Source organism: Stenotrophomonas sp. KH_036_B (assembly GCF_057839485.1).
Genome location: NZ_CM174491.1, coordinates 3,218,971 through 3,231,710 on the forward strand (window position 1 = coordinate 3,218,971; position 12,740 = coordinate 3,231,710).

General features: G+C 69.0%; 10 protein-coding genes. 8 read left to right on the forward strand and 2 right to left on the reverse strand.

Translation table 11 applies throughout. The features are described 5' to 3' along the window. Positions 1–455 precede the first annotated feature (455 nt). Positions 456–3,074 (forward strand): hypothetical protein, encoded by a 2,619-nt coding sequence (locus AC3ITN_RS14435; RefSeq protein ID WP_489390945.1) that lies wholly within the window; start codon positions 456–458, stop codon positions 3,072–3,074. A gap of 696 nt (positions 3,075–3,770) precedes the next feature. Beyond that, positions 3,771–6,191 carry a hypothetical protein gene (locus AC3ITN_RS14440; protein WP_489390946.1) on the forward strand — a complete coding sequence of 807 codons (2,421 nt, stop codon included), beginning with the start codon at positions 3,771–3,773 and terminating at the stop codon, positions 6,189–6,191. Positions 6,192–6,203: 12 nt separating this feature from the next. Here AC3ITN_RS14440 and pdxH read toward each other — a convergent pair whose 3' ends face one another. After that, positions 6,204–6,803 (reverse strand): pyridoxamine 5'-phosphate oxidase, encoded by a 600-nt coding sequence (pdxH, locus tag AC3ITN_RS14445; RefSeq protein ID WP_489390947.1) that lies wholly within the window; start codon positions 6,801–6,803, stop codon positions 6,204–6,206. 40 nt (positions 6,804–6,843) lie between these two features. Between pdxH and AC3ITN_RS14450 the strand changes: the two genes are divergently transcribed. Beyond that, positions 6,844–7,674 carry a kinase gene (locus AC3ITN_RS14450; RefSeq protein WP_489390948.1) on the forward strand — a complete coding sequence of 277 codons (831 nt, stop codon included), beginning with the start codon at positions 6,844–6,846 and terminating at the stop codon, positions 7,672–7,674. Positions 7,675–7,691: 17 nt separating this feature from the next. On the opposite strand, the gene AC3ITN_RS14455 is transcribed toward AC3ITN_RS14450, so the two are convergent. Continuing rightward, on the reverse strand, positions 7,692–7,895 hold the full coding sequence (locus AC3ITN_RS14455) for a dodecin family protein (protein ID WP_313342914.1): 204 nt from the start codon (positions 7,893–7,895) through the stop codon (positions 7,692–7,694). Between the two features lie 96 nt (positions 7,896–7,991). Here AC3ITN_RS14455 and AC3ITN_RS14460 point away from each other — a divergent pair, with 96 nt between their 5' ends. The 5 genes from AC3ITN_RS14460 (at position 7,992) to mdtD (ending at position 12,699) form a co-directional block, all read left to right on the forward strand. Continuing rightward, entirely contained in the window at positions 7,992–8,534 is a 543-nt protein-coding gene (locus AC3ITN_RS14460) for a shikimate kinase (protein WP_489390949.1), read from the forward strand. Further along, positions 8,531–9,640, forward strand: a complete 1,110-nt coding sequence (gene aroB, locus AC3ITN_RS14465; RefSeq protein ID WP_313346813.1) for a 3-dehydroquinate synthase — start codon at positions 8,531–8,533, stop codon at positions 9,638–9,640. Before AC3ITN_RS14460 ends, aroB begins: the two co-directional genes overlap by 4 nt. 75 nt (positions 9,641–9,715) lie before the next feature. Beyond that, positions 9,716–9,967, forward strand: coding sequence for a WGR domain-containing protein (locus AC3ITN_RS14470; RefSeq protein WP_313346811.1), 252 nt, complete (start codon positions 9,716–9,718; stop codon positions 9,965–9,967). Positions 9,968–10,028: 61 nt separating this feature from the next. Next, positions 10,029–11,102 carry a uroporphyrinogen decarboxylase gene (gene hemE, locus AC3ITN_RS14475; protein ID WP_489390950.1) on the forward strand — a complete coding sequence of 358 codons (1,074 nt, stop codon included), beginning with the start codon at positions 10,029–10,031 and terminating at the stop codon, positions 11,100–11,102. Between the two features lie 193 nt (positions 11,103–11,295). Next, positions 11,296–12,699, forward strand: a complete 1,404-nt coding sequence (gene mdtD, locus AC3ITN_RS14480; RefSeq protein ID WP_313346805.1) for a multidrug transporter subunit MdtD — start codon at positions 11,296–11,298, stop codon at positions 12,697–12,699. Positions 12,700–12,740 lie beyond the last annotated feature (41 nt).

The window sequence follows — 12,740 nt, forward strand, 5'->3', positions numbered from 1 at the left end:
CGTCGTGCCTTGCGTTGCGCTACGCGGTTCATTTCCGACGCCGGACCGCACTCTCCTCTCCCGCGATGGCCATTCAATGCATGCCCACGTCGCCGACGCTGCGGCCGCCGGGGCGTGATTGAAGGAGAGCGGACCCCGTCCAGGCGTGCCGACGTGCCGTGTCAGGGGAAACGCGCGCAAGACGACCCGTTTTGTCCGTACCAACCTGTTTCATCTCTCGTCGGACGCCGGTCGCCGCAGCGTGGTCGCCGCCGCCGCCGGCCCTTTCGAAAGATTGGCCGCAGTCGAATGCCGCAAACGAAAGTCCGTGGTCACGGGTTCCGTAGTCAGCAGTTTCAACTGGACATGAATCCAGAGCAGGCACCGTCCAGCACAGACGTTCCAGCGTCGTAGGTTCGGACACGCAGGCCGGTCATGCCGCCCTGCGATGCTCGTCCCAACCCAAGGAATTCCAGATGTGCCCAGCCATCGCCAAGGCCATTGTTCTTCTGTCGTATCGACCGCTGCGCGCCGCGCCCAACCCGCGCCCGGCCGGCACCAGGTCTGCCCGGCTGCGGTGCACCCGCATTGCCAACGGCGAGCAGCCCGGACAGCCTCCCTGCCCGCCGGACCCGGCACCGGCACCGGCACCGGAACTTGACGGGCCAGTGCCCGCCAATGCACGGGACGTGCTGACAGCACAGATCCATGCGCTGCTCAAGGAACTCCGTACGTACCGGGCAGTGCACGTTGCCGGGACCGTGCGCGCGGCAACATCGGCCGCGCCCGCCGCGCTTGACAGGGCACAGGTCGAGGCGCTGCTGCGTGCCATCGGACCGCTGCCGTCGGACCGAGCACTGCCGCCAGACCAGCACATGCTTCACGCTGCACTGTTCGACCTGCTGCGTGCCTTGCGCGCGGAGCAGATGCTGCATGCGCAGATCGAGCGTCATACGCGGAAGCAGCAGGCCAATGCACTGCCGGGCGCGCAGCGCGGCAGCGCCAGCAGTGGCGCGGTGGGTGCGGCGATCGGCCTGCCGTTTGCCGCCGAGGCGGGGGCCACACTCGGCGGTCAACGGGAGAACAGCACCGCCACGTTCGACGACCTCGCCATTGCCGTCGTACACACCACCACACTCAACGGCACACTCTCGGCCGGCGTCGGCCTGCAGGCCTCGCCGGGCGCTGAATGCAGCGTCGGAGGGGCGTACACGCGTGGCAACGCGATCATCGACATCAGCATGCGCAACCACATTCACGGACTGGCGCGCGCCTCGCTCGCCCGCCGCCTCGGAGGAAGCGCCGTGCTGCGCGGATTGAAGCGGCTCACCGGCCACCGGCGTGATCGCTACGCCGAACGCATCAGCCGGGCGCAGCAATGGCAGCCGAATGTACACCGGCTGCTCTCTCCCGCCGTGCGCGACAGCCGGGTGCAGGACAGCCAACCGGGTGCACTCCGGCCGGCGGATGCCGCCCTGCTGGATGCCGCCCTGCTGGATGCCGCACTGCCGGCCTGCGGCCTGACCTTCGCACCGCGTGCGCCGGACGTGCTGTTGGCCGAGCTGAGCACCACTGTCGGCACGGCCACCGCACGCGCCCGCTACGGTGTCGGCAGCGTCTCACTGTCGGGACAGTTGAGCCGGACCGCATTCCATACCGCGCTGCCGGTCCGACTGACCGAACTGGATGAGAACGGACGCCCGGCGACCGCCGATCCCAGCGTGCGATCCGCAGTGAAGGCACGCGTGGAGGCGTTGCTCGACGCGGCGCCGCCGCAACGTTCAACCGCGCTGGGCAGACTCCGGGACATGGGGGATGACGTGCTGCCGTCAAGCCTGGACGCGCGGTTGGCTGCGGTGGCGCAGGTGGCAGCCGAGTTTCACCATCTGGAAGCCCTTGCCCGCCATGCACTCAAGGCGCCTGCGCAGGCGCGCGCCCCGATGGCGTCGCTGGCCCGGGACTGGGGCTGCCCGTCAGCGACCTGCGAAGCGGTCATGATCAACATGCTGGACACGCTGGCCTGGCTGCAGGCGGTACCGGAGCCGCCGCTGGGTGATGAGGCCGCGTTGCCGACGTGGACAGAACTGCAGAAGCGTGCGCAGGCGGTCGCCACGACCCTCCACGGCAGCCAGATCCCGCACAACCGCAGCGACGTGCACCATGCCACACACGCCTTCCGCGACATGACCCAGCGCATCACCACACGCCGGGGCACCCTCGACGTCACCACCGAACTTCTGGCGGCCGGCGTCTCGGCGCAGGTGTCACTGGCCCAGCACGAACGCGATGACCCTAACCCGCTCCGCGACGGCACGTACCTGGAGATCGCGTTTACCGCCCAGCTTTCGACCAACATCGCCGGCGTGCTGGCCGAGGTGCAGAAGCGCCTGCCAGCCGAGTGGGGCGGGCTGTCGCTGGACGAGCCGCAGCGCCTGCTGGCACCGATCGCAGGAAGCATGACGGTGAGCGGCAGCGTCAACGTACTGGTGCGCTTCTTCAAGCCCAGCTTCCAGACCGGGCCCGGTTTTCCCGAGGAGGCCAGAGGAGCCCACCTGCAGGCCATCCGGCTGGGCACTGGCACCGCCCAGGCACTGGCAGTGAAGGTGCCTGTGCCGCTGATGGCCGGCGTGTCATCGTCCATCGCCATGACGCATGCACGCACTGCGCAGCGGACGCGGCATGAGCAGCTCTGTGCCGGCACACTGACCGGCCTGCTGCTGCGCTACCAGTCGCTGTGCGCGGACGACCAGGCCCCTGCAGAAACGTGGGCGCAGCTGGTCGCGTCGCACGGTGCCGACCTTGATCGGTTGGCCGACGCACTGGCCACTCCTGCATCGGTACCCGCACAGGAGGCCCGCTATTGGCTCCACCGCGGGGCATCTGCCGACGACGTGTCTCCGGCTTCGGCAAGCGGCACACCCGCACCCGCATGGGATGCAAGGTGCCCGGACCACGACGTGGACGCCCGGCGTGAACAGGTGCACGCGCTGTTCCAACGGCTGTTGACGGCCGTCAAGCGCGTCAAGGCCGCCTCGCCACTGGTAGGGCACGCCCAACTCACCTCGCCCGCCCCGGTCGCGCGCGCCAAAGGCTGAAACCGACGCTCCGCGCGGGCCGCACCAAGGAGCGGAGGTGTCGAGCAGGCACCGCCGCGTTCATCAACGCCCCGCCCAGCGCGGGGCCACCGGCGATGTTGCGCCGCTGCGATGCCCTCGCGCCCGTAACTCCATAGCAACCGTCAATCAAATCCAGTGAGCCAGCCGATGGGACGTTCAGCCATCGAAACGGCGAATGAATCTGCGCCCGTCGACGAAATTTCATTACACCACCCCGCCTCCGTAGTTTGGATCGGGCACCGGCCTGCGCTGCTGCTCCCCATTCCCTCGTCGAGACCGCTTCATGCCTTCCGAAACACACCCGTGCCTGCCGCCTGCGGCTGATTCCGCCTTGCAGGTCAGTCGCGCGGCGATCAACGACAGCGCCCACCATCGGCAGGCGCCTTCCACCTGCGCGGCACCTTGCCCGCCACTGCGGCTGACGCAACCACGGCTGCTGCAGATGCCGGACCTGGATGCCGCCAACGCCCCCTACTGACCTGGGCCAGCCGCGCCCCGGCGCGCCTGTTCCGGCACCACACCTTTCAGGAGCCACACGTGACCCCATCCACCATCAGGACCCGCAGGTCCCATAACGGGCACAATGCGTCGCGCGAACACACCGCGCCACCGGCCCGGTGCACTTCGCTGCCACTCAGCGGGGTGATCAACGCGTCCGCGAAGGCGCCCGCGACGATGCCGCCATCACCCAGGAGCCACCGCATTGAGGCGCTGGACCTGACGTACCTGCATGTCGCCCCTCAGCCCATCCAGGCCGCTGCCAACATGCCGTCGGCGTCCAGCCCGATCCTGCCGCCAGCGGCCAACGACGATGTCGTCGACGTCAATGTCGCGCAGATGCATGGCTTGCTGGCACAGCTGGCCGCACTCGACTCGGGGCGCTTCCGCCGCGCTGCGGCCACGCTGGACCCGACCGGGGCGAAGCCGCTGACCCGCGATGCGCTGCGCACCCTGCTGCGGACACTGAAAGCGTCACGCGCGGCCGTTGAGATGACGCCACAAGAACGGCAGCGGCACCGGATGCTGTGCCAGACGTTGCAGGTGCTGGCTCGCGCCGCCGATGCGGAACTGCTGCTGCAGTCCCAGATCACCCGGCATCGCAACGCCCAGATGGACTACGCCCTGCCCGGCTCGCAGACCCGCAGCACCACCACGGTCAGCGGCGGCGCAGGGTTCGGCATGCAGGGAGCGGTGGAAGCGCGCATCGAGGCACGTGGGCAACATGAAACCACCCTCTCCACCGGCGAAGACCTGACGGTGGCAACCCTCCGCACCCGCGCCATGCAGGCTGACCTTTCCGTGCAGGTCGGCATTGCCGACGGCGTCGGCACGGGAGCGGGCGCGTCCGCTGAGTACAGAAGCGGCCATGCGGACATCGCCACCTCCATGCGCACGCACGTGGAGGCTCTGGCGCATGCATCCACCGAGCGCAGGCTCGGCGGAAACCGGTTGCTGCGCGCAGTCAAGGAGGCCTTCGGCCCGCGCCGCGACCGATACGCCGAGCGCACCAGCCGGGCGTTGGCGGTGCAGAGCCAGGTCGCCATGCTGCTTGGCCATGCGGACAGCGGGCGCACGCTCGCGTTCAGCGCCCACGCACCCGTGCCGATCCAGGCCAAGGTGAGCGGCTTCAAGGGATCGCTGACCGCCAACGTTGGTTTCGGCGCCGGCGCGCTGCGGGTGACCGGCGAGGCGAAGAAAGACACCTTCATCGCCGCACTCCCCACCCGCCTGACCGAGCGCAACGGCAGCGGCATGGCGCCGAGCGGTGAACCTGCCATCCGCAAGGCGCTGGATACACGCATTGCGGCATTGCTTTCCACCCCACGGGCGGGGTCACCGACACTGGCGCTGGTCCGGGGCCTGCGCGCAGCGGCAGCCAACGACGACGCGCTTCCGCTGCGCAGGGCAGCGGTAGACCAGCTACGCAGCGAATTCGACCACGTCGAGGCACTGGGACGCCACGCGCTGGTCGCCCCGGGACAGGCCCGGCCGATACTGGCCTCCCTGCGCCGTGACTGGGGCAGCGCGACGGCGGCGAACGAACCGGTGATGATCGGCATGCTCGACACGCTGGCGTGGCTGCAATCGGTACCCTCTCCCTGCAGCGGGGCTGACTCGGCGGCATGGAGCGACCTTCAGGACGCCGTACAGGCGCTGGCCACCCGTATCCACGACACGCAGCTGCCACACGACGCCCGCCAGGTGCACCAGGCCACGCACGGCTTCCGTGAGATGACCCAGCGGGTCGCCACGCTGAGCTTGGCACTGGATGTTTCGGCCGCCGCGTTGCCAGGCAGCCTCGGCGCCACCGCGTCGGTGGCGAGGAGCGTGCGCGAAGATCCGGATCCGCTGCGCGCTGGCACCTATGTAGTGCTGACCCTGGGGCTGCAGGCCGGTGCCGAGCCGGGCGCGATCATCGCCGAGGTGCAGCGTCAGTGGCCGTCATCCTGGGAACCCCTGCCGGCCCAGGAACTGCTGTCGTCGCTGTCACCGACGCTGGCGGTCAACGGCACCGCGCAATACCAGCTGCGCTTCTTCAGGTCGGACCTCCAGCGCGACGTGGAGCGGCCCGAAGCGGCACGCGGCTTCCATCTGCAGAGCGTCCGGGTCAACACCGGGAATGCACGCCGCGCAGGGGTGAAGGTGCCAGTGCCGCTCGCCCCGGGCGTCGCGGCCAACCTGGGCGTGGCCTACGAGGTGGCCAGCACGCATACGCGCCGGGAAACGCTGCCCGCCAGCAGTCTCGATGGGATCCTGCTGCGCTACCAGTCACTGTGCACGAAGGTGCGCAGCAACGTCGATACCTGGGACGTACTGCTGACATCAAACGGGCCGGACCTGGCACGGCTCGGGAAGGCATTGGCCCTGCCCGGTTCAGCGCCCACCCAGGAGGCACGTTACTGGTTGAAACAGGCTGAGGTGAGCACCGTGGAGGCAGATGCCATGCTGGCGGGATTTGAACGCCCTGCCGACACCGCGATCCGGCACACGCAGTTGTTTGAACTGTTCGAGGCCATGGGCAAGGGCACGCAGCTGCGCAAGGCCGCCTCCCCCCTGCTGGGAGAACTGACGCTGTCGACCGCATCGCATGCCTGAGCCACGCCCCGATCAGGGGAACAGCAGCCGCTTGCTCCACTGGCCGTCGGCGTCGCTCTCGTAGCACCAGCGCTCATGCAGGCGGAACTGCGCGCCGTACCAGAACTCGATGCGGCGCGGCACCACGCGCAGCCCGCTCCAACCGGCCGGACGGGGCACGTCGCGGCCGGCAAAGCTGGCCTCGGCGGTGGCCACGCGGGTATCGAATTCCTCGCGTGAGGACAAGGTGCGTGACTGCAGCGAAGCCCATGCCCCGATCTGGCTCATGCGCGGACGCGATGCGAAGTAGGCGTCCGCCTCGGCGTCGTCGACCTGTTCGACGGCGCCCTCGATGCGCACCTGGATACCCGCTTCACGCAGACTGCGCCAGAGGAACAGCAGGGCCGCATGCCGATTTTCCTGCAGTTCGCGCCCCTTGTGGCTGTCCAGGTGGGTGTAGAACACGAAGCCCCGTTCGTCGTATGACTTGAGCAGCACGGTGCGCGCGGAGGGCCGTCCCGTCGCATCGGCGGTTGCCACGGTCATCGCGTTGGGTTCGATTTCGGCACTGGCCCGTGCTTCCTCGAAGAGGCCGGTAAAGGTCGACAGCGCTTCAGCGTAAAGATCGGTCATGAGTGGTTTCTTGCTGCTCGGTTTGGTTTATTGTCACCGCATGTCTGTTGCCGCGTACATGGCCCGCAACAAGGGCTTCCCGGAATCACTCGTCGCGCAGGCGCTGGACGATGCGCTCGCCACGGCGGGCAAGGTGCCAGTATTGGCGATCAGCGGCCTGCAGGGGAGCGGCAAATCGACGCTGGCCGCCCAGGTGGTCACGCTGGCGAAGCAGCGCGGGCTGCGCGCCGCGGCCCTGTCCATCGACGACGTCTACCTGACCCGCGCCGACCGCCAGCGGCTCGCGCGCCAGGTCAACCCGCTCCTGCTCACCCGCGGGCCGCCCGGCACCCATGACCTGCCGCTTGCCCATGCCACCCTGGATGCCATCGCCGCGCGGCAGCCGGTGGCGCTGCCGCGCTTCGACAAGCTGGCCGACGAACGCGTGCCCGAGGCGGACTGGCAGGTGCTGGACCATGGGCTGGACCTGCTGGTCTTCGAGGGCTGGTTCCTGGGGACGCCGGCGCAGGCGCAGGGTGAACTTGACACCCCCCTCAACGCGCTTGAGCGCGAGGCCGATGCGGATGGGCGCTGGCGGCACTGGTGCAACCAGGCGCTGGCCGAACGCTATCCCGCGCTGTGGCAGCGCTGCGACCGGCTGTGGTTCCTGCAGCCACCGGATTTCGCCGTGGTGCCGCGCTGGCGCTGGCAACAGGAACAGCACCTCCAGGCCGCCCAGCCCGGGCGCAGCAGCATGAGCCGCGCCCAGCTGGAACGGTTCGTGCAGTACTACGAACGGGTCAGCCGGCAGGCGCTGCGCACGTTGCCCGCCCTGGCCGACCGGATCGTGGTGCTGGACGAACAGCGCCGTGTGCTGCCGCCTCCCGGCTGACGCCGGTGGCGGCGTGCTCAACCGACCAGGAAGGTCACGCGCAGGTTGACACGCCACTCCGTGATGTTGCCCTCCCCATCGGTGACGACCTTGGTCTCGTTGATCCAGGCGCCCTGGATGCCCTTGACCGTTTCGGACACCTTCTTCAGCCCGCTGCGCACGGCGTCTTCGACACTGGTGGAGGACGAGGCGTTGATCTCGATGATCTTGGCTACCGACATTGGGATGCTCCGGGTGCGCGCGGGACATTCCGCGCCGGCCCATCCTGCGCGTGCGCGCGTAAAGAGGCCGACACGGAGGTGTTAGCATCGCGGGTAATGAATCCCGCTCCGAATCTGATCCTGATCGGCCCGATGGGCGCCGGCAAAACCTGCATCGGGCGCCGCCTGGCCGAGCGCTTCACCCTGGCCTTCGTCGATGCCGACCAGGCCATCGTCGACGCGACCGGTGCAAGCATCCCGGCCATCTTCGAGCACTCGGGGGAGGCCGGCTTCCGCCAGCACGAGCGTGAGGTGCTGCAGGACCTGCTCGCCGGCACCGGCCAGCTGATTTCCACGGGCGGCGGTGCGGTACTGGACGCCGGCAACCGCGAGGCCATCGCGCGCCGCGGCTTCGTGGTGTACCTGCGGGTGAGCGTGCCGGCGCAGCTGGAGCGGCTGGCCCGCGACCGTGGCCGCCCCCTGCTGCAACGCCCCGACCGCGAGGCGGTGCTGCACGACATGGCCGCGGCCCGCGACCCGCTCTACCATGGCCTGGCCGACCTCACCCTCGACACCGATCTCTACACGCCCGCCGAGGCCACCGCGCAGCTGGTACTGCGCCTGGCCGCGCAGTGGCAGCGACTGGACACTTCCGCATGACATCCGCCCCCCGCACCGTCGCCGTCGGCGGCGAAACGCCGTACACCATCCACATCGGCCCGGGCCTGCTCGCCCGCGGCGACCTGCTGGCGCGTCACGTGCGCGGCCGCCACGTGCTGCTGCTCAGCGACACCTCGGTGGCGCCGCTGTACCTGGCCGGCGTGAAACAGGCACTGCTCGGCGAGCGCCCCGACCTGCACGTGGGCGAACTGGTGCTGCCCGCCGGCGAAGCGTCCAAGACCCTGGCCAATTTCGGCGCGGCAGTCACCGCGCTGGCCACGCTGGGCGCCACCCGCGACGCCTGCGTGCTGGCGCTCGGCGGCGGCGTGGTTGGCGACCTGGCCGGGTTTGCCGCCGCCTGCTGGATGCGCGGGGTGGATTGCGTGCAGTTGCCGACCTCGCTGCTGGCCATGGTCGACTCGTCGGTAGGCGGCAAGACCGCCGTGGACATCCCCGAAGGCAAGAACCTGGTCGGCGCCTTCCATCCGCCGCGTGCGGTGATTGCCGATACGGCGGCCCTGCGGACCCTGCCGCCGCGCGAGCTGCGTGCCGGCCTGGCCGAAGTGATCAAGTACGGTGCCATCCGCGACCCGCTCTTCTTCCAATGGCTGCAGGCAGAACAGGCTGCGCTGCTGGCCGGCGACGATGCCGCACTGGCCCAGGCCATCGCCCGCAGCTGCGAGCACAAGGCCGAGATCGTCGCGCGCGATCCACTGGAACGCGGTGAGCGCGCGTTGTTGAACCTGGGCCATACCTTCGGCCACGCCATCGAAACCGAACAGGGCTACGGTGCACCGGACAACGACAACCTCAACCACGGTGAAGCGGTGGCGGTCGGCATGGTGCTGGCCGCGCGCCTGTCGGCCCAGCTCGGCATGAGCCACGACGACGATACCCGCCGCCTGCGCGAGCTGCTGCTGCGCTATGAACTGCCGGTGGAGATTCCCGCCGGCTTGTCCGCCGAGGCGTTGCTGGCGCGGATGCGCCTGGACAAGAAGAACGTGGCCGGCCGCCTGCGCCTGGTGCTGTGGCAGGGCATCGGCCGCGCCGAAGTGGTGGCTGACGTCGACGAAGCCGACGTCCTGCGCGTGCTCGGCGCGGGCTGAACTGCGACCGTTGGCCGCAGCCGCCCAGCGGCGTGGTGACGGCCACGTTCGCGGTTCGCGGCTACAATCGCCGGCATGCGCGTCTTCCTGCAGCAATCCCCGGGCGGGGCCGATCCGGCCCGATACCTCCAGCTGACCCTGCAACCGGACCTGTTCGGTGGCTGGGAGCTGCTGCGCGAGTCGGGGGTGCTCGGCGGCGCGTCCAAGCTTCGCCGCGAGCTGTTCCTGCAGGTCGACCAGGCCCAGGGCGCGTTCGAGAAGGCGCGCGATGCCGAACTCAAACGCGGCTACCAGATCACCTATACCAGTGGCGTGCCGCCGCGCTGAACCGCGCGCCGCGCCCCGCCCTCACCCGGCCCTGCGCCACCCGATTCCAAGGAAGCATCCCGTGACCAGCCCTTCCCGCCATGATCGCCTGCTGCGCGCCCTGCGCCGCGAACCGGTGGACTGCACCCCCATCTGGCTGATGCGCCAGGCCGGCCGCTACCTGCCGGAGTACCGCGCCACCCGCGCCAAGGCCGGCAGCTTCCTGGCCATGGCCAAGAATCCCGACATTGCCTGCGAAGTGACGCTGCAGCCGCTGCGCCGCTTCGATCTGGACGCGGCAATCCTGTTCTCGGACATCCTGACCATTCCCGATGCGATGGGCCTGGAGCTGTACTTCGTCGAGGGCGAGGGTCCGAAGTTCCGTCACCCGGTGCGCGATACCGCCGCGATCGCCCGGCTGGCCGTGCCGGACATGGAAACCGAACTGCGCTATGTCATGGACGCGGTGCGCGTGATCCGCCGCGAACTGGATGGCCGCGTGCCGCTGATCGGCTTTTCCGGCAGCCCGTGGACGCTGGCCTGCTACATGGTCGAAGGCGGCGGCAGCAAGGACTTCGCCCGCATCAAGGCAATGGCGCTGAACGAGCCGGCCGCGCTGCACCAGCTGCTGTCGGTGGTGACCGATGCGGTGGTGGCCTACCTCGCCGCGCAGCGCGCGGCCGGCGCCCAGGTCCTGCAGGTGTTCGACACCTGGGGCGGCGTGCTCAGCCCGTCGATGTACCGCGAATTCTCGCTGCGCTACCTGACCCGCATCGCCCGCGAACTTGAGCGTGGCGACGGCGACCAGCGCACCCCGCTGATCCTGTTTGGCAAGGGTACCGGCCTGCACCTGGCCGACCTGGCCGACACCGGCGCCGATGCGCTGGGCGTGGACTGGACCCTCGACCTGGCCGACGCGGTGGCCCGCACCGGCGGCCGCGTCGCACTGCAGGGCAACCTTGACCCGGCCACGCTGTACGGCAACCCGGAGGCGATCGAACGCGCGGCGGGCAAGGTGCTGGACAGCTACGCCCAGGGCAACGGCGGCTCGCGCGAGGGTCATGTGTTCAACCTCGGCCATGGCATGTCGCCGGACATGAATCCCGAGCACGTGCAGGTACTGGTGGAGGCGGTGCACGCCCACAGCCGACGTTGATCGAAAGGCCGGACCTTGCCAAACATCAACGTTCGACCCCCAACCCGGTCGACCAAGGATCGTAGTGACACGCCATGCGTGTCAACGCCATGATCCTGCGCACGTAACCGAGCCATGCGTGTCCAGGGCGTCCGTCACCGGACGTTGCCCTGCTTCTGCGATCATGTGCACCTCGTTGATGACGGTGCACACGATGACGACGCCCAGCTACGCCTCGTTCCGGCCCCTGTTGTGGCTGGTGTCGCTGGCGATCTTCATGCAGATGCTGGATTCGACGATCGTCAACACCGCCCTTCCCGCCATGGCCCGCAGCCTCGGCGAGAGCCCGCTGCAGATGCAGTCGGTGGTGTTCAGCTACGCGCTGGCGGTGGCGACCTTCATTCCGGCCTCCGGCTGGATCGCCGACCGCTTCGGCACGCGGCGGACATTCCTTGCCGCCATCATCCTGTTCACGCTGGGCTCGCTCGCCTGCGCGCTCGCCCAGACCCTGCACCAGCTGGTGGCCGCCCGCGTCCTGCAGGGTGTGGGTGGCGCCATGCTGCTGCCGGTGGGCCGCCTGGCCGTGATGCGATCGGTCTCGCGCGAACAGTTCCTGCGCGCCATGAGCTTCATTGCCATCCCCGCCCTGATCGGCCCGCTGATCGGCCCCACACTCGGTGGCTGGCTGGTCGAAGTGGCGTCCTGGCACTGGGTATTCCTGATCAACCTGCCGATCGGCGTCATCGGCTACATCGCCGCAGTGAAGGTCATGCCCGACCACTACGCCGAACACCGCACCCGCTTCGACATGGCCGGCTACCTGATGCTTGCCTTCGGCATGGTGGTGCTGTCCCTCGCGCTGGACGGCATCTCCGGCATGGCCACCCCGCACGCGCTGGTCATGCTGATGACCGTGGCCGGCCTGGCCGCGCTGGTCGGCTATTGGCTGCATGCGGCCAACTCCACCGCCCCGCTGTTTTCGCTGGCCCTGTTCCACGTGCCCAGCTACCGCATCGGCATCCTCGGCAATCTGTTCTCTCGCATCGGCAGCAGTGCCATGCCGCTGTTGATCCCGCTGCTGCTGCAGGTGGGCATGGGCATGAGCCCGATGAATGCCGGGCTGCTCATGATCCCCGTCGCCGCCGCCGGCATGCTGGCCAAGCGCTACGCGGTCAGGCTGGTGGAGCGGTTTGGCTACCGCCGTGTGCTGATGGTGAATACCGTGCTGGTCGGCCTTGCCATGGCCAGCTTCATTTTCATGGTGCCCGGCCAGCCGCTGTGGGTACGCGTGGTCCAGCTGGCCGTGTTCGGTGCGGTCAACTCGCTGCAGTTCACCGTCATGAACACCGTAACCCTGCGCGACCTTGACCGCGACTTCGCCAGTTCGGGCAACAGCCTGCTGTCGATGGTGATGATGCTGGCCACCGGCTTCGGCGCCGCCGCCGCGGGCAGCCTGCTGGCCGCCTTCGAACACCTCGATACCCTGCACGGGGCGACGGCCGCGCTGCACGCCACCTTCGTCTGCGTGGGCGCCATCACCCTGACCTCCACCGTCATCTTCTGGCAGCTCCCCGACACCCGCCCCTCCCCGCGGGACGTGGAGGAAGTCGCGGAATAACCGGCCAAGGCCGGATTGAACGGCATCGGACCTTCGGTCCG

Bases quoted from the DNA above. Each gene is read 5' to 3' on its own strand.
- AC3ITN_RS14440 (WP_489390946.1), top strand. From the start codon at position 3,771: ATGCCGCCATCACCCAGGAGCCACCGCATTGAGGCGCTGGACCTGACG.
- AC3ITN_RS14435 (WP_489390945.1), top strand. From the start codon at position 456: ATGTGCCCAGCCATCGCCAAGGCCATTGTTCTTCTGTCGTATCGACCG.
- AC3ITN_RS14450 (WP_489390948.1), top strand. From the start codon at position 6,844: ATGTCTGTTGCCGCGTACATGGCCCGCAACAAGGGCTTCCCGGAATCA.
- pdxH (WP_489390947.1), bottom strand. From the start codon at position 6,803: ATGACCGATCTTTACGCTGAAGCGCTGTCGACCTTTACCGGCCTCTTC.
- AC3ITN_RS14460 (WP_489390949.1), top strand. From the start codon at position 7,992: ATGAATCCCGCTCCGAATCTGATCCTGATCGGCCCGATGGGCGCCGGC.
- aroB (WP_313346813.1), top strand. From the start codon at position 8,531: ATGACATCCGCCCCCCGCACCGTCGCCGTCGGCGGCGAAACGCCGTAC.
- AC3ITN_RS14470 (WP_313346811.1), top strand. From the start codon at position 9,716: ATGCGCGTCTTCCTGCAGCAATCCCCGGGCGGGGCCGATCCGGCCCGA.
- mdtD (WP_313346805.1), top strand. From the start codon at position 11,296: ATGACGACGCCCAGCTACGCCTCGTTCCGGCCCCTGTTGTGGCTGGTG.
- AC3ITN_RS14455 (WP_313342914.1), bottom strand. From the start codon at position 7,895: ATGTCGGTAGCCAAGATCATCGAGATCAACGCCTCGTCCTCCACCAGT.